15 protein-coding genes and 1 pseudogene are annotated in these 17,184 nt (G+C 56.5%); 11 read left to right on the top strand and 5 right to left on the bottom strand.

What is annotated here, in order from left to right; translation table 11 throughout:
* The 8 genes from AB4Y43_RS14395 (at position 1) to AB4Y43_RS14360 (ending at position 6,967) form a co-directional block, all read left to right on the top strand.
* The gene (locus AB4Y43_RS14395; protein WP_368618963.1) at positions 1-531 is read left to right on the top strand and encodes a serine acetyltransferase; all 531 of its coding nucleotides are present in this window, start codon (positions 1-3) and stop codon (positions 529-531) included.
* Positions 528-1,514, top strand: coding sequence for a glycosyltransferase (locus AB4Y43_RS14390; protein WP_368618962.1), 987 nt, complete (start codon positions 528-530; stop codon positions 1,512-1,514). The genes AB4Y43_RS14395 and AB4Y43_RS14390 overlap by 4 nt, the downstream gene beginning before the upstream one ends.
* Positions 1,511-2,647: a glycosyltransferase gene (locus AB4Y43_RS14385; protein ID WP_342922203.1), complete on the top strand. Its 1,137-nt coding sequence runs from the start codon at positions 1,511-1,513 to the stop codon at positions 2,645-2,647. The genes AB4Y43_RS14390 and AB4Y43_RS14385 overlap by 4 nt, the downstream gene beginning before the upstream one ends.
* Positions 2,648-2,666: 19 nt before the next feature.
* On the top strand, positions 2,667-3,512 hold the full coding sequence (kdsA, locus tag AB4Y43_RS14380; protein ID WP_069268926.1) for a 3-deoxy-8-phosphooctulonate synthase: 846 nt from the start codon (positions 2,667-2,669) through the stop codon (positions 3,510-3,512).
* On the top strand, positions 3,509-4,060 hold the full coding sequence (locus tag AB4Y43_RS14375) for a KdsC family phosphatase (RefSeq protein ID WP_368728068.1): 552 nt from the start codon (positions 3,509-3,511) through the stop codon (positions 4,058-4,060). Before kdsA ends, AB4Y43_RS14375 begins: the two co-directional genes overlap by 4 nt.
* Entirely contained in the window at positions 4,044-4,838 is a 795-nt protein-coding gene (kdsB, locus tag AB4Y43_RS14370; RefSeq protein ID WP_368728067.1) for a 3-deoxy-manno-octulosonate cytidylyltransferase, read from the top strand. The genes AB4Y43_RS14375 and kdsB overlap by 17 nt, the downstream gene beginning before the upstream one ends.
* Positions 4,816-5,751 (top strand): SIS domain-containing protein, encoded by a 936-nt coding sequence (locus tag AB4Y43_RS14365; RefSeq protein ID WP_368728066.1) that lies wholly within the window; start codon positions 4,816-4,818, stop codon positions 5,749-5,751. The genes kdsB and AB4Y43_RS14365 overlap by 23 nt, the downstream gene beginning before the upstream one ends.
* A 79-nt stretch (positions 5,752-5,830) precedes the next feature.
* On the top strand, positions 5,831-6,967 hold the full coding sequence (locus tag AB4Y43_RS14360) for an acyltransferase family protein (RefSeq protein ID WP_368728065.1): 1,137 nt from the start codon (positions 5,831-5,833) through the stop codon (positions 6,965-6,967).
* Between the two features lie 857 nt (positions 6,968-7,824).
* On the opposite strand, the gene AB4Y43_RS14355 is transcribed toward AB4Y43_RS14360, so the two are convergent.
* From AB4Y43_RS14355 to AB4Y43_RS14345, 3 genes are all read right to left on the bottom strand, one after another.
* Positions 7,825-8,955: a sialidase family protein gene (locus tag AB4Y43_RS14355; protein WP_368728064.1), complete on the bottom strand. Its 1,131-nt coding sequence runs from the start codon at positions 8,953-8,955 to the stop codon at positions 7,825-7,827.
* 117 nt (positions 8,956-9,072) lie between these two features.
* Positions 9,073-10,272: a hypothetical protein gene (locus tag AB4Y43_RS14350; RefSeq protein WP_368618956.1), complete on the bottom strand. Its 1,200-nt coding sequence runs from the start codon at positions 10,270-10,272 to the stop codon at positions 9,073-9,075.
* A gap of 357 nt (positions 10,273-10,629) precedes the next feature.
* Complete coding sequence (locus AB4Y43_RS14345) at positions 10,630-11,208, bottom strand: phosphatase PAP2 family protein (RefSeq protein WP_368618955.1); 579 nt, start codon at positions 11,206-11,208, stop codon at positions 10,630-10,632.
* Between the two features lie 419 nt (positions 11,209-11,627).
* Here AB4Y43_RS14345 and galU point away from each other — a divergent pair, with 419 nt between their 5' ends.
* The 3 genes and pseudogenes from galU to AB4Y43_RS14330 all read left to right on the top strand — a co-directional run.
* Complete coding sequence (gene galU / locus AB4Y43_RS14340) at positions 11,628-12,554, top strand: UTP--glucose-1-phosphate uridylyltransferase GalU (RefSeq protein ID WP_368618954.1); 927 nt, start codon at positions 11,628-11,630, stop codon at positions 12,552-12,554.
* 106 nt (positions 12,555-12,660) lie between these two features.
* On the top strand, positions 12,661-12,999 hold the full coding sequence (locus tag AB4Y43_RS14335) for an H-NS histone family protein (protein WP_368728063.1): 339 nt from the start codon (positions 12,661-12,663) through the stop codon (positions 12,997-12,999).
* Positions 13,000-13,161: 162 nt separating this feature from the next.
* Positions 13,162-13,416 (top strand): annotated as a pseudogene (locus tag AB4Y43_RS14330) (H-NS family nucleoid-associated regulatory protein); the annotation flags it as partial.
* Positions 13,417-13,582: 166 nt separating this feature from the next.
* Here the strand turns inward: AB4Y43_RS14330 and AB4Y43_RS14325 are convergent.
* Positions 13,583-14,170 carry a hypothetical protein gene (locus tag AB4Y43_RS14325; RefSeq protein ID WP_368728062.1) on the bottom strand — a complete coding sequence of 196 codons (588 nt, stop codon included), beginning with the start codon at positions 14,168-14,170 and terminating at the stop codon, positions 13,583-13,585.
* A gap of 772 nt (positions 14,171-14,942) precedes the next feature.
* Entirely contained in the window at positions 14,943-15,992 is a 1,050-nt protein-coding gene (gene galE, locus AB4Y43_RS14320; RefSeq protein ID WP_368728061.1) for a UDP-glucose 4-epimerase GalE, read from the bottom strand.
* Between the last annotated feature and the right edge of the window lie 1,192 nt (positions 15,993-17,184).

The following is a 17,184-nucleotide window of genomic DNA, read 5'->3' as shown; positions in this document are numbered from 1 at the left end:
ATGACAGTTACGCTCAGAAAAACACTTGATGCAGTCGTATTGGACTACAAAAGGAATCCGTATTTCAAGACGCGATTTGTGATGATCTTCTTCCGGATTGTCAATTATCTCGCCTGCAGAAGTATCGTGACGCTCATATGCGGGGCTCCCCTCATCGTTCTGTACATCTTCATTTGCGATTGGCTAATGGGAATCGAGATACCAGTTAAAACGAGGATTGGAAAAGGGCTCGCCTTGTTTCACGGAACTGGAATGGTGATCAACGGATACGTCGTCATCGGTGAATACTGCACGCTGCGCCACGGCGTCACACTCGGAAACACTATCCAGCGCGATGGCTCGATTAGCGGCGTGCCGAAGATTGGCGACCACGTGGAGTTCGGCGCCCACTGTGTCGTGGTTGGAGATGTGTTGGTTGGGGATCATGCGCGCATAGGTGCAGGGGCAGTGGTGCTTACTGACGTGCCGGCGCGCGCTGTCGCCGTTGGCGTGCCGGCGCGGATACTCAATACGGGGGATTGCATCCAGTGAGCGTATTTATCCTTCATCCAGGTAAAGCGAACTATCCCGAGATCGAGGCATATAGCGATTGCCTGACGCAACGAGGCATCCCAGTCGAGCACGGGGATCTGGGCGCGCTCAATCGCGTAGCGGAGGATCGTCGAGCAGTCCTTTGGTGCATCATGGGGCTCTATCGTGCGCTGCCGCCCGCTAAATTTGTGGTTCACGACTATCGGTCTCTTTCTGTCGGCCGGATGGCGTTCGTCAAAGACTGGATCAAACGCGCACTGAACGCCAGGCCGAATCTCCGCATTTTTCAGAATGTGCGGATGCGGGATGCTATGGGCTTCAGCGACGGTGTTCCATCCTTGCTGCTCCCTATGGGTGTTCCGGACTGGATCTTTGATGTCACCGACGACGATGCGACATCAATGCCGGCTGGAAAGTTTTGCTACATAGGCGAAATGAGCCGCGAACGCGGATTTCATAAGGTGCTGGGGGCATTCCGCGACGCTCGTCGCGATCCATCTGAAGCATTGATTCTGGTCGGGCGACCGGAGCCATCGATTCTTGATGAGTTTCGGGCCGTCCCGGGGATCGTGTTCACGGGTCGCGTGCCGCAGCAGGATGCACTGCGTATCGTCCGACGCTCCGACCACGCGATCTGCTATTTCCCCTATCACCGGCCGCATTGTTTCCAGACGCCGACGAAGCTTCTCGAGTACGCCGCGCTCGGAAAATCAATCATCTGCAACGACGCTCCGTCGAATGTGCTCGCTGCGCGCGAACTCGATATTCGGTGCCATGTAACCGGACCGCGGATATTCGATGAACTGTTTTCACGCGCTCCGATAGCTCTGCAGCGGAACGACCCGAGAAAAATCGTATCGCTCGAATGGAGTCGGGTTATTGAGCGCTCTGGGGTGCTTGAACGCATCGGCGCGGCTACAGGACAAGCGCCCCTGATGACGCATCAACGGGAGAGGGTCAACGAGGGAGGGCAAACGCGATGAGGATCGTACATATTCTGGAGTCGACTGCAACCGGCACATTGTCGATGGTTTGTTTGATCGCGAACGGGCTTGCGCGCGAGGGCCACAAGGTCGATGTGATTTATTCAATCCGTCCCGATACCCCCGCAGCGTTACCTGGCTTGTTCGCCAGGAATGTCAGATTGCACCATGTGCAGATGAAGGATGTCTCGCTTATGCGCTCTGTCCCGGCGCTGCGCTCGAAGTTGATCGGCCTGAATCCGGACATCGTGCATCTGCATTCGTCCTTTGCCGGATTTCTTGGGCGTATCTCCACACTCCTCGCACTGCGTCGGACGGCGTTCTTCTATAGTCCTCACTGCATCTCGTTCATGCGGCGCGACATCTCAACTCCGAAGCGGTTGCTATTTGTGGGTCTCGAGCGCGTCGCCGCACTGCGACGTTGCGTATACGTCGCTTGTTCGGAGAGCGAGCAGCAAGTTGTGCGTCGTTGGTTGCGGCAGCCCGTGAGGCTTGTCGAGAATGCGGTAAAGGCGCATGCGGCGAAACCAGGTGAGAACGAAGAGCAGAAAGATAGCGTTGGTTTTTGTGTCGTGACGGTCGGCGGCGTGCGGCCCCAGAAGAATCCGGGCCTGTTCGCGGAGATTGCCCGGCGGCTTGACCGTCCTCACGCCCGCTTCGTGTGGATTGGAGACGGGGACGACGCCCTGAAGCAGGAGCTACGTGCTGCCGGGGTGATCATAACGGGGTGGCTCTCCCGCCGTGACGTACGGTCGTGGCTTGAACGTGCCGATGCGTATCTGTCGACCTCGTCATGGGAAGGCATGCCGGTTTCAGTCGTCGAGGCAATGATGGCGGGAAGCGCCGCGATTGTGTCTGATTGCGCAGGGAATGTCGATGTCGTTAGGCATCTCGAAACGGGCGCCATTTTCTCGAGCGCCGCGGAAGGAGCGGAATTGCTTGGACGGGTTATTGATGATCCGGAGTTCCGTGCGGGCCTCGCGTCGCGCGCGCGCATCGAGGCAAAAGACCGGTTCACGGAGAAGCGATTCTTTCAACAGCTCGCGCCCGTATATGAGGACGAGTTGAAGCGCCGGCAGCGATCAAGGCACCACAACGTCGACCGCACAATTTTGCGGCAGCACACATCGTAATTCCTCGGGGGAAATGTAAATGAGCGTATCGATCAGCGCCAACGTTGAAGTCGGAAATCAGTTGCCGTTTGTGTTATTTGGCGGCCTGAATGTTCTGGAGAGTCTTGAGTTCACACTTGAAGCTTGCGAAGTTTTCGTCGATGTCACCAGGAAGCTTGGAGTTCCCCTCGTCTTCAAGGCTTCTTTCGACAAGGCAAACCGTTCGTCAATCCACTCATACCGCGGCGTCGGAATGGAAGAAGGACTTTCCATTCTGGCGATCGTCAAAGACCGCTTCGGGGTGCCCGTCATAACCGACGTACACGAAGTGGCGCAGGCTGAAGCGGTTGCTGACGTCGTTGATGTGCTTCAGGTACCGGCGTTTCTCGCTCGTCAGACCGATCTCGTGGTCTCGATCGCAAAAACTGGGCGCGTCATCAACGTCAAGAAGCCGCAGTTCATGAGCCCCGCTCAGGTCAAGCACGTGGTGGCGAAGTGCCGCGAGGCTGGTAACGACAAAGTCATCCTGTGTGAACGTGGCGTGGCGTTTGGCTACGACAATCTGGTCGTGGACATGCTGGGCTTTCGCCAGATGCGGGAGGCGTCGGGAGACTGCCCGGTAATATTTGACGTTACCCATAGCCTCCAATGCCGCGATCCGCACGGCGAGGCGTCTGGCGGGCGGCGCAGCCAGGTGCTCGACCTGGCGCGCGCCGGCATCGCACTTGGCATTGCCGGCCTGTTCCTCGAAGCCCATCCTGATCCCGATCGTGCGCGCTGTGACGGGCCGAGCGCGTTGCCATTGAACCTGCTCGAGCCGTTTCTTGCACAGGTGAAGGCCATCGATGATCTTGTAAAGCGGTTTGAGCCGCTCGACATCCGATGAGTGCCGTTGTCTACTCCGGTGGAATATCAGTCGTCGTGTTCGACGTCGATGGTGTCCTGACTGACGGTCGTCTCCATGTAAGCGCTGACGGCGAACGCGTAAAGAGCTTTCACGCACACGACGGGGTCGCGATCGCGTTGTTGCGTGCGCATGGGATCCGTTCCGCGATCCTGTCTGGTAAGCACAGCGAGGCGCTCACCTGGCGCGTGACGCAACTGCGTGTGGACGCTGTGGTCACCGGGTGTCACGACAAGCGTACAGGATTCGAATCGATCAAGCAGCAACTCCGCGTCGACGACATGCAGACTGCGTATGTCGGAGACGATGTGAACGATCTCTGCGTGCTCGAGCGCGTGGGTGTGTCGTATGCGCCTGCAGACGCGCATGCACTGGTTCGCTCGCGTGTCAGCCACGTGACGTCACGTGCGGGCGGTGAAGGAGTCGCTCGCGAGGTGGCCGATCATATTCTTACGTGTGGAGGGCTGTCGCTGGAGGACGCGTATCGGCCGCTCTTTCAACTCTGGAGTCGTCATGATGTCACCCAGTGAACGCCGAGCCCTGCGGATCGTGATCCCCTCGCGCTTCGGGTCTACGCGTTTGCCGGGAAAACCTCTCATCGATCTGGCCGGTGAGCCGATGATCGTGCGTGTGTACTCGCGGGTTCGCCGTGCTCTTCCGGAAACGGAGGTTGTGGTAGCGATCGATGATGAGCGTATCGCTGACGTGTTGAGGAGACGACAGATAGCGTTTGCGATGACTGACTCCGGACATCAGTCTGGTACCGACCGCGTAGCGGAAGTCGCCAGGGCCTCCGGATGGCGACCGGACGACATGGTCATCAATGTGCAGGGTGATGAGCCGCTGGTGCCAGTCGCTCTGCTGCAGGAGTTTGCTGTGTTCTGTGAAAGCGTTCCCCGCTTTGAGATGGCGACGGTCGCTTGCCCTGTCAAGGACGCTATCCAGATTGATGACCCAAATATCGTGAAGCTGGTCGTCGACAGGGAGGGGCGCGCTCTGTACTTTTCCCGGGCACCGATTCCGCTTTGCCGGGACGGTCGGCCCGCGGCGGTGGAGGGCGTCTTCCGCCGTCACGTCGGAATATACGGATATCAGAACGCTGCGCTGCAACGGCTGGCGACTAATGAGCCGTGTGAACTCGAATCGCTCGAAAAGCTTGAGCAGCTACGTGCATTGTGGCTTGGACTGCAGATTCACGTCATGCATTGGCCTGAGACGCCGCCTCACGGCGTAGATACGCCCGAAGACGTTGAGCGCATTCTTACTATGTTGAAACGGCAAGGTCATGAATCAATTGAACTATATTGAGTCCGCCCGTGAAGTGCTGGGCATCGAGGCGCGTGCGCTTTCAGCACTGGCAGGTCGACTTGACGAAGGCTTCTCGCGCGCGGTCGAGACCATCCTGGCATCCAGTGGGCGCGTCGTGGTTTGTGGGATGGGCAAATCGGGGATCATTGGTCGGAAGATAGCGGCGACATTCGCCAGCACCGGCACGCCGAGCTTCTACATGCACCCAGGAGAGGCCTATCACGGCGATCTGGGAATGGTCGTGCCGGCAGATACGTTTTTTGCGATCTCGAACTCGGGCGAAACTGACGAGGTGATCAAGCTGATTCCATTCTTGCGAAACAATGGAAACCGGCTGATTGCACTGACCGGTAATCGAGCGTCAACGCTTGCGGGCGCGGCACACATTCACCTTGACATCGGCGTAGATGCAGAGGCCTGTCCCTTCCAGCTCGCCCCCACGGCATCGACAACTGCAACGCTCGCCATGGGCGACGCGTTGGCGATCACGCTGATGAGAGTCCGGGGGTTTCAACCGGAAAACTTTGCGCGCTTTCATCCGGGTGGATCGCTCGGTCGGCGGTTGCTCCGCACAGTAAGTGACGAGATGGCGCATAGGGATCTGCCTTTCGTCAGCCACGACACGCCTGCGATCGACGTACTGCAAGCTATGACACGTGGACGTCTTGGGCTCGCGATTGTGCGGCTCGATATCGGCTGGGGCGTCGTGACCGACGGAGACGTGCGTCGTGCCATCGAGCGGCACGGCAACGAGGTTTTACGAACCACTGCGGCGAACATGATGTCTGTTGAGCCAGCAATGGTCTCTCCAGAGACGCGGATTGAGGATGCGCTGCTGGTGATGGAGCAGAAGAAGATCAACGCGCTGCTTGTGTTCGATGGAGCCGATGTCGTCGGGGTGTTCAAGAAGTGAGAGAGAGGCGCGAGCGCGCGGCGTTGCCCTTTTCAGACGGGAACGCCACGCGAGACATGATTCGTTTGTCGGAGGATGTATGAGCGGTTTGTCATTGAGTGGCTTCTCCCGGCTATCGGAAGAGAATTCCGGATTTATCCACTCGTGCCGTGGTCTGGCAGCACTCATGGTGGTGGCAACGCATATCGAGCAGGTGTTTGTCGCACCGTACTGGTCCGGGATTCACGCGTATTCGCTCATCCTCGGCCAGGGCTCTGTCATGTTGTTCTTTGTATTGAGCGGATTCCTGATCTGCAAATCAATAACATCCAGGATATCTGAGGGCGATTATCGCGTTCTCGACTATGCCGCTGCCCGTGCCTGGCGCATCGTTCCGCCTCTGGTGCTTTCGCTTCTCCTGATACTGGCCCTTAGCCTTCTGAGTCCGGCGGTATTCAGTTCCGGGTCAAGCCATTTCTCGCCGGAAAGATACCTCGTTGCCGATGGCTTTCAGCTCGTCCCAGAAGAACTATTGGGAGCAGCCTTGTTTCTGAACGGTTTTGTCACCCATACGCCACGTGTGAACGGGCCGCTATGGAGCTTGTCGTTTGAGGTGTGGCTGTATGCGATCGCAGGTGCAGCGGTGGCCTTCAGACAGGCGCCCAGATATTGGCCGGTAGTGCTTGCGTTCATTGCCCTGCTTGGCTTTCGGGACATGAAGTTCGTTGCGTATGGTGCGGTTTGGGCTGCCGGATTCCTGCTTTGCGTGCACCACAATTCCGGCACCAGATCGCGAAAACTACGATGGCTCGTTTGTGCCGGCGTAGTCCTGTTCGGTGGGGCATCGATCGAGTTCGCAGGCTGCTTTGTTCACAGCTTTAACGCAGCTGGAGGGCAGGCGGGAGCAAACTGGCACTACATCGTAGCTTTCAACTTCTTCATAGGCTTACTATTTACTTGCGTGATAGCGTTGGTCCTGGATCGGCGATCGCCATCCAACGCGCTCCTTTCGAAGAGTGCAGAATATTCTTACACGCTTTATATCATTCATTTTCCAATCCTGCTTTTTGTGTTTGGCGTGACCCAAGCGGTGCTTAGAGGGTCACCGACAAGCCGGATTCTGATTGGGATCGGGACGTTCGCGTTGGTGGTCTGCATCGCACGCGTTGCGTCGACTCTGGTTGAGAACAAGGCGAGATTGAAGCAGCTTCTGTCTCGTGGATTCGCGCTGAGGTGAAGGCTGCAGGACGGCAGCCAGTTTGCACTGCACTGGATGAGAGATCTGACGAGGCAATCTGCGATCAGGCAAATCGGTCGGATCATCAGCAGGGAAGTAAGCAACCGATTGTCAGGAGGCGACTGAGGTGGGCGCGAACCTCAGCCCCCTGTCCCGTAGCGGTTTCCGAAGTTCGGGTCATCGTTTTCGACGGTCAGCGACCTCGAGGCAGATCCATCGATTGGCAGCGACCCACTAAGGGTGCCTCAGCAGGCGACTGGCGGCTTTCCGTTCCGATGGGGCGGGTGCGGTGCGTCATATCGACGATGTTCCAGAGACGCAGCAGTTCACATTCTTCGTGAGCGGGGCACGTGGTGGCGGTCCCTAAGTAATGGGGCAGGCGACCAGGCTTGAGGGAAGGCGTTCTTTGATGTGAATTCCGGAGCGCCCTTCGGTAGGGATACCGTGCAGGTTAGATGGCATGCGCGGCAGCGGCGGTACGGCGTTAGCCAGGCTCGCGCCGAAATGTGAGTCATCGGCACGCACGAGGTCTATGTGGTTCATGTCGCACATGCCTCTGCGACGCAGTCAGTGGTATCACCTGATGAAGACTGGTGCTTTCCCCCCCGCATGGAAGAAGACGGTGCGCCCTGCGATCGCCGGCAGGACGTCCGCAGCAGGCCGCCTTCTGTGAGACTCCGGAGCGAACCGCGGCGCAAGACCATCTGATATCGAGGTGTGGTCCAGTCAGCGACGACCGGAAGCGCCGGCCGTGGGCTTCAAAATCATAGGTGATAGTGTTGATATGGGACCGCAAGGTGCGGCGATCAAGTGCGACGACTGGCGTCGTCCGCGTTTATAGCGACAAAGATTTGCCGTTAATGTGCGTCCCGGCGAAAATCGGGGAACCTCGCAAACGTGATGTAGTTGGAATTATGTTGACTTTGCGCACCGCCTTCGGGATCGTCGAAGGACGTGCGTATCACCGCAATGATATCGTCACCGCTAAATTCCCAATCCACGTATTGAAAGCCGTGTCGCTTCACGTCAGGATGCCGCATGACGACAGAGGAAACAGACCAGTTGTGCAGGTCGGGGGACGAAATCAATGCAAGGGTATTGCGAACGCGTTCGAGGCTTTCATGTCCGTCGTTCGCAAGTACAGCGTTTGTCAAAGACCAGTACCGTTGTGAGGTTGGGTCAAACCGAACGGTGAACTTCTTGCCTCCACCAGGCATGTCGACGAAGTCGCGCGTCGGATCGAAACTCAGCGTCGTCTCATCGGACCCGACGTGGACGATCGCTGCTTTCTCAACCCCGTTCCGGGTATTGACGCGAAGCAGGATTCCTGGCGGTCCGTTCTTGAAAAGAACTACGCTGCCTTCCTCCCAGGAAATGAACTTTCCACGCAGCCATGCAGGGTTCGAGGCTTGATGTTTTGATACGGTCCAGTTCTGCGTATCCAGGAGGTTCGAGTGTTGCGGGGCGGACATGACGAGTGAGCGCAAATCTCCGCCTTCGACCACGTCGTAGGCGCGCCAGACGCGACCTTGGCTCACCACGACAGGAACTGCACCCGTGATGTAACGCCCCGGCAGATTGAATCGTCCCGTAGACGCGTCGGTTGCATCAGTCCACGTAGCGCCGCCGTCAACGGATCTGCGAATGGTGGGTGTGCCCATTGCCCGATCAGTTCCCATCAAATATAACGCGTTGTCCAGGACGAACAGCGATGACCAGTACTGGCCGGAGACCGTGCTCTGTCTAGTCCAGCTCTGACCTTTGTCACGCGACGCCATGACGGTCACGTAGTCTTCCGACGAACCGGGCCCAAACGTGTCGTAGGAAGCGACATAGGTGCCATCGGGTAGCACCGCCAATGCCGGGGATCCAAGGAATACGTGCGTGGATGCAGCACTATGGGCGATTACGCGACCTGGGGGACCGACATTCGTTCGCCCTTTTGCGGAGGCGGCCACCCCGCAGGCGCAAAGGACGCTGACAAGCATGAGCGAAAGCCTGCAACTGAGGCGGGCAAGGTGCCTGCCGGCCTGGCGACTCCGATCTGGCAGGCTCGATTTACGCGTGCACATAGCTCGAGTGGGCGTCATTGGCATGATTGACATTTAGATACGGGAATTCGCCGCGATGGCACGAGTGCCAGGACGCTGGGTCGAGAGGCGGCGGTTGGGGGGCGAAGGTGCGGTGTTTTGCTCGGCGAGGACGACGAAGAGCAGCAGCGTCATCCAAAGCATCCCATAGAGCACGTGATACTTGAAGAGCATGATTGGCAACAGGTAAGCGAGATATCGCCACTTGTTGCGATTGCGGAACATCACCCCAATCGTACCAAAGAACACAGCGGACCCGACAACGCCTACACTGAATAGAACGTAGACGTAGAAGGAACTGTCTCGTGCCTGATATCCACGCATGTGTGTTTTGCCGACGTTATTCCGGTCGTCCCAGAATAGACCGCTTCCGAAGGCACCCGCAGTGAGATCACGATCCTGGAGTTCGGTCAGAATTAGTGTCCGGCTGCCCACGGCGTCATAGTCGACCGACTGGTTTACACGTTGGTCGTAGACGTTGTACATCGCGGGCGCGCACAATAACGCGGCCAGAATGACGAACAGCTTGAGACGCAGGTTCCCGCGTTCGAACATCACATGGACGAATCCAAGCACTGCACAAACTACCATCGACGCTACCGAGAAACTGATCAGCGCGGTGCCGAATGCAATGACCGAGGCGAGCGTAATCCGACGTTTCACCAGAAGTAAGAGAACGCCGCACGGAATCACCGTCATTGCGTAGAAGGACGGTTCAGAGTAGAGGCCAAGCGCGCGGATGGAGATCAGGCTGTCACTCAGTGCTTTCGTTGCATAGAGGGCGTCGGCGTCGGACTCGCGAATATAGCTATCAAAGTCAACGAATACACCAGTGGCCAGATAGTACAGGAGCTGGAAAAGAAAAAATGCACCATGAATATAGATCAACGCCGTGCATGCTGACTCGATCGACTTGAGCGAAAGGACGCCGCTGCTGAACATCCAGTAGAGCAGCACGATGTAAGTCTGGATCAGTACAAATTTGATGAAAAAGTTGAGATAAAAATCACCGAATGCAGAAAAAATAAACGAGATGGTGATACACCCAAGCCAGTATGTCAGCATCCCGTGGGCATTGGCTCCTTTCTCAAGAAGGGAGGGGGTCCGCAGGAATAACAGGGCGCACGCGAAGAAATACGCTGCAAAGGTTGCTCGAACGCTGAATGCGTTCAGGGAGAAAAAGAATACACTTGCGGTGAACAGAAAGGTCGACATAAGGGAATTTCGGATCGGAAGCTGTACCTTGCATAGCAGTTGACGTTCAGGCACGCCACGCAGGTCGCCAATCCGTCCGGCGCCGACGTTTTAATCGCAGTCCATGGATCGGTGTCCTGGTGGTTTCAGGAGATTTATTCCGTGGGCGCCCGCAGAGGATAAATGGACGCTGGCGCGTCGCGCTGCCCTCGTCCGATCCAGTCAAGCTTATGTCGGCTAACGACTGGCAGTCGGCAAGCTGCCGAGGGGATTTGTAGCTTTTTTGAAGTGATGGGAGACGCCACGCATCCGGTCCAGTATTCACCCTTCCCCATCGAAGGAAGGTTCATCGCGCGGGTACGAGTTACACTCGACCGACTAGGCCCAGTGTTCGCAAAGCCACGGTGAATACATATCGATCGCCCCCTGAATTGGTGCATGATGTCCGTACGCGACTGCCGAGACGGCAAACAGCGAGGCAGCAGCAATCGGACGCAGGCGTCGCGGAACGACAGGAGCGCCGCTCCATCGAATCAGAAGTATCGTCACGAGCATGCCAAGCGTCCATCCGGAGACCACTTCTGAAACTGTATGAGCCTCGTCGAAAACGCGCGAGATACCGATAGCCGTCGCGAACCCGATGCCTGGCCAGATGGCAGCGCCAGGTTTGATGCGCGAGCCGTCGTTCAGGACGATCAGCCATGACATCGGCCAAATTGCAGAAGCGAGCATTGTGTGTCCGCTGATCATGCGAAAATCCAGCGAGCGAATCTGTATTCCGCATCCTGCGTACAAGATCTTTGTCACGCCAACGAGCAGCATTGCTGCCGAAAGAAGCGCGGCCCATGATATGGCAACGCGCGCGCCGGTCGGCGAACGCGTTAGCCACACGAAGCAGACAATGGCAAGCGGGATCGTCAACGCTGCGTCGCCCAGATTACTGATAGCGGACCACATGCTGTATTCCGAAAGAAGAAAGGTGCCCACTATATCAGGCGATGTTGGCTTGCTCCCAGTTCGCAACGTATCGAGCCATCGAATCGATGGGAGAGGCGATTGGCCGTCGACTCTCACATAAAAGAGTTCGGAAGCCGGGTCGGTCGGAGCTGAGGTGGAACGTGTGATCCCTTTCGATGTCGCACGGCGTTTGGGTGTTTGCGAAAGAGAGCCGAAGTGTTGGAAGCGCGCGGAATTCCCACCTATTTTGTGTCTCCGACGTTCGTTTTGAGCGAGTTGTGGCGAATTAAACACTCAGGCCTCCAGATTATGTCATCCCTATCCGTCAAAATCGGAACGTATTCGGCCACTTGCACCACCTGGCTGAAGGACGACGTTATGCTTTCGCCCGATATCAGCGCATTCATCATGGAGTTCGTATGCTTAAGGTCACGAAGGCCGTTTTTCCGGTAGCTGGTCTCGGTACACGCTTCCTCCCCGCCACGAAGGCAAGTCCGAAGGAAATGCTGCCTGTTGTGGACAAGCCGTTGATCCAGTACGCAGTGGAAGAAGCTATTGCAGCGGGCATCACTGAAATGATTTTCGTGACCGGGCGTAGCAAACGGGCGATTGAAGACCATTTCGACAAATCGTACGAGATTGAGGCGGAACTGGAAGCGCGTGGAAAGAAGCAACTGCTGGAACTGGTCCGTGGTATCAAGCCCAGCCATGTCGATTGCTTTTACGTTCGCCAACCGGAAGCGCTCGGGCTCGGCCATGCTGTATTGTGCGCTGAGAAACTCGTGGGCGATAACCCGTTTGCGGTTATTCTCGCAGATGACCTGCTTCATGGTGAGCCGCCCGTGACATCGCAGATGGTGGATCTGTTCAACCACTACCACAGTTCAGTACTCGGAGTGGAGGAGATCCCGCGAGCAGACACGCGTTCATACGGAGTTGTCGACGGAAAGACGTGGGAGGAGAACATCGTCAAGCTCTCAGCGATTGTCGAAAAACCCGCCCCCGACGTGGCGCCATCGAACCTCGGGGTTGTCGGTCGCTACATACTCAAGCCGCGGATCTTCAAGCATTTGCGCGCACTGAAGCCAGGTGCGGGCGGCGAACTGCAACTCACAGATGCAATTGAGTCCTTGCTCAGCGACGAACAGGTCCTCGCCTACAAGTACCGGGGGACGCGGTACGATTGTGGTAGCAAGCTCGGCTATCTGAAGGCCACGGTTGAGTTTGCGCTCCAGCACAGCGAGGTAGGCGCTGAGTTTGCTGAGTACCTGAACCTGCAATTGCGACGCGTTGATCAGCGCGAAAATGAAGCGGAGGATGCGCGCGAGAGCGTGGACGCTGTCTGAGGACGTCAGCGGCCGATGCTATCGGCTAACTGCTTGTTCGAGTGCATTCAGCTTTGCGCCAATCGGTACCCTGGGATAGTCCCCCGCTGTCCTGGTTTCGCCTGCCATGTTCTGGACATGGCAGGCTTTTTTCCCAACCTGGATCAGTCTTCGATATATGTCCACCTATAAAGAATTGCGTGAACAGCTCGCAATGCTTGATCTCAAGATCGCCGAGGTATTCAAGCATGAGCGAGAGATTGTGATTCAGGAAATTCGGAGAAAGTTGGAGTTACATCAGCTTACGGTCGATGATATCCGAGGTAGATCCCGCCAGTTGATTGCGAAAATTCGTGACCCAAAGACGGGTCGCGTGTGGTCCGGACGCGGTCGAAAGCCTTCATGGGTTGACGCTGCGCGCATTGAGGAAAACTTACCCCCTACGCGGCAAGAGTCCACGTTCTGACATTCGGGCCGCTCCTGGGCAGACAGAGCTCTCGTGAGACGACGTGAGTAGGGGGCTCACATCTGGCGCGGATACGCGAGAGGTTCTTGTGGCAACGGGCAGGGTGGTAACTTTCGACTGTTCGAAGGCTCAATTGGCTGTGCTTGAAGGGAGCAGCCAGCGGAAGCGTGGCGCGCTGAATCTCAAGTCGTTCTCGCGGACATCGGCGCAAAGGTCAATGAATGTGGGCATTCCTGGCGCGACATCTTTGGATCTCATAGTGTGTCCACGAGCAGGATGTCGAAAGGTAAGCCACCAGCGAAGTCCCTTTATCCAAAGGCAGGAGCGACATGGTCGGGGAGAGACGGGGATCCGGCCTGGATCACGGAGGCGAAGAATCGCGCGCGCTTCCTGGCAAAGCGATGGTATTCACGATAGCTCGGGATGAGGTGAGCGCTCCGACTGGACTTGAACGTTAACGCAATTCATGGAGGTCAATATCCGGAGACGCCAATTTGGCGATCCGAACCGGTAGCATTGACGGGATTGCTCTGCAATTGAGGTGCGTCTCGATCATGCTATCAGTATCGAGCGGTAGAAATACTCAGTGTAGCAGCGTCGGTTTATCGATGACGGAGTGTTCGTTCAGGAGGTTTTTTGCCCATTTGATCGAAGATGCAGACAGATTGGGTGCGTGTCTAACAACCGTTTCCAATGCAGCAATATGTGCGGTCCAAAAGTCGTTGAGCTCTCCAGGCTCTGGATGTTGCGCGAAGAGGCATTTGAAGGCTGCAATTATTGTACACAGCAGAATTCCACGGGATTCTTCGTCGATCGAGTGTGTGCCATGCTTTGAAGATAGATTTTCATCTTCGTCGAGTGCTTCTGTGCAGTTGATCTGATCGAATTCAGACACAAGTGCTTCCATCTCGGACTGGGCGGCTATCCAGTACGCCCCGGACGAATCGCTACCCTTTGAGGACGCGAATATCGCCTCCGTGGAGCGCCGAAACGTTTTGGCAGAGGCGCTCCGATTTGTGCGGTTGGTAACTATCTGCACGATGTCGTAAAGTGCGAGTATGTGTATGTGGAGTCTAAGCTCAAGCGCCGCATTCTGATCTAACAGCTGATGGACTTCTTTCTCCAGATTACGGATGCTATCGACAAGTGAATCATGTTGATCGTTATTCATCTAGCGTGATAGTGTTAGAATTTTGCTGTTTTATAAATGACTGATCTGGCTGTTGATCGATTGCGACATTTCGCCCGGATCTCGGTCACGTTGCCGACGGGCTGGCTGATCGATACCATCAACGTATTGCTGTGAAGATTGGTGTGCCTCAAAGTCGAGCGAACATTTCGGTGTTTTGTTCGTGAGCTGTTAGTTGGAACGCGACTGCAACTTCGCGGTTCTGGTCTCTAATACCGGCGGTTGACCAAGTGCGTAAGTGGATTCGACGGCGCCTGTTAAAGTGGATTCCGTGCGGTTCGATTGAAGGAGATCGCGAGTATTTATTGAACGTCCGGATGACAGAATAGGACACTGACTGAGCAAGCGGGAGGATCTTAACGTGCGCCCAATTCTGGCCAGTTTGCTTGTTGGCACGGTTGTGCTGTTCATCGCTACATTCAGGGTTGCAGCCCGCCGGCGCCGCCAACGGCGACGCGACGAACTGATGCGCAACCTTGATCATCACGAGTGGTATCACGGTTCGCGGCCCCGGCCCCGGCCCCGGCGCCGGCGCCGGCGCCGGGGCGGGGCGGGGCAACGCGCTAGCGCGGGGTCGTCCATGTGGGGCGAGTTTCCCGGTCAGTTTCGCGTACCTGGCATAGGGGAGGTCGGCGCGAAGGCGAGAGAGGGCGGCGCACGGAGCACACATGCAACTCTCGCCGGCATTGCCTTTCGCAAGCCGATTGATTCGTGTGGTGCCAGTGACGCAACAGTGAACGCATGCATTGAAATGCTATACATACCCGTACGGATTTTTTTCCTGCCAGCGCCAGTGATCGATGCACATGCGCTCGATGCCGTATTCTGCCTTCCAACCGATGAGTGATTGTGCCCTCGCGGGATTGGCATAACATTCGGCGATGTCGCCGGGACGGCGGTCTACGATTTCATATGGCACAGTACGTTCGCACGCCTGCTCGAAGGCCTTCACGACTTCGAGGACGGTGTAGCCGCGTCCGGTGCCCAGGTTCACGATGAAACCCTGGTCACGCGCAGCCAGCGCATCGAGCGCTTTTAGATGTCCGTTTGCCAGATCCACAACGTGAATGTAGTCCCGCACGCCTGTACCGTCTGGCGTCGGATAGTCGCCGCCGAACACGCGCAGTTTTGGCAGCTTGCCGACAGCCACCTGCGCGACAAACGGCATAAGGTTGTTCGGGATACCGGCGGGGTCTTCGCCAATCAGGCCGCTCTCGTGCGCGCCCACCGGATTGAAATAGCGCAACACCGCGATACGCCATGACGGATCTGAGATCGCGACGTCACGCAGGATCTGCTCGGCGATGAGCTTTGATTGTCCGTATGGGTTGGTTGCGGTGAGCAGGTAGGTTTCGTCGATGGGCGAGCGCTCCGGCGCGCCATACACCGTCGCCGAAGAACTGAACACAAACTGCTTGCAGCCGTATCTGCGCATCACGTCCAGGACCGTGAGCAGACATTCCAGGTTGTTGCGATAGTATTCGATCGGTTTGGCCGCAGATTCGCCGACGGCTTTGAGTGCCGCAAAGTGGATCACGCCAGTGATTTTATGTGTCTCGAAGATGCGCGTAAGCGCCCGTGCGTCGCGCACATCTTCTTCGTAGAAGGTGAGTTGTTTTCCTGTGATCTTCTGGACGCGCGCGAGCGATGCCAGGTGGCTATTGACGAGATTATCTACGACGACAACGTCGATGCCTGCCTCCAGTAGCGTCACGCAGGTGTGTGAGCCGATGTAGCCGGCGCCGCCTGTGATGAGGATTGTGCTTTTGGTGTTCGTCGTCGAGAAGGAGTTTGCTGGAGTCATCAGATATTTTCAGAGCTTCATACCGGGGGATCGCGGATCTGTTCTGGCAGATTCACGGATCTGTGTCGCAGCGCCTGTACGGTGGCAAGGAGCCGCTGAAAAGCAACCAACTGGCCGCTCACTTGCAGATTGACAGGCTTCTAACCTACCACGTGCTGCAAGGTAAGTCGGGGTGATTGCCGCAAAGTGGAATGTTTTGGCGAGTTTGGTCTACGTGACCATATTGGAAGAGGTTTGTTCGGTTAAGCGTGAAGGTAAGCCGCCGGATTGGCGTTTTCGTCGGCCTGAGAAGCGGGGGCACGAGTGAGTTCTCAAATACACGATAAACGGCAAGAGATTCCCTCTGCTACCGACGTACAAACGTCGATCCTCGATTGGTCTCGGCTAGCTGGTTACCGTCCATCAAACGTTCAAGCGGAAAGTTCTTCGGACCGAGCACGCGGTGTCGAGTTTCGGCGCAAAGAGAGCTACATCTCGGCATTGAAGCAACGCCGTCAGAACGATTGGTGAGCGAAAAAAACCGCCAGGCATTTCCAGCCTGGCGGTGCGAATCCGGGTTCGATCTAGTTCGGGGGGAACCGGACCCGGTGGACCACATTAGGCTCTGGGCAGCACGAGCCAAACGTGACGGGAATTTAACAGACAGGTTTGTCGTATCGATTTCAATGGCGTTCACATACCAGATTTTGGCCGACTGGTCCGGGTCCTGAGAATTTGACGGCATCTTTACTTTGCGATCGATGAATATCCGTGATCTGTGAATGGCTGGAGAATCGTGTTTTATTTGGTGTCCTTCGTCGGAAGATTTGTAGGTGAGGCTAATGAGCCGGAAAACGGAAGATATCCAGCTCTGCACGATGAGCCCGCGGTCAGTTGTGTCGCACGAGACAGCAAACTTCGCTCCATTGATTATGTCTCGCCGAGGAAGTCGCCTTCACGCTGATCGTTGTTCCGAGGGCGTGTGACACAGAATCTGAAGTGTGTTCGCAGTGCCAATCCCGCCCCCCGAAACCGCCGGCGAAATAGGAACAATAGTTAGCGAATATCACGCACAGGTAGCATCGCAGCAAGCGGGTTTCGACTCGCTCACGAAGTGGTTTCGGCAACAATCGGTGACGCGCTTCTACTAGTACTGATCGGACAATACCGTCGACCTTTTCGCAAGAGATCGAATAGCGACTGAGCATAGTCT

The organism is Paraburkholderia sp. BR10872 (assembly GCF_040965835.1).
Lineage (GTDB): Bacteria > Pseudomonadota > Gammaproteobacteria > Burkholderiales > Burkholderiaceae > Paraburkholderia > Paraburkholderia nodosa_A.
The sequence above is the reverse complement of the archived record's forward strand: the minus strand, read 5'-3'. Positions and strand labels throughout refer to the sequence as shown.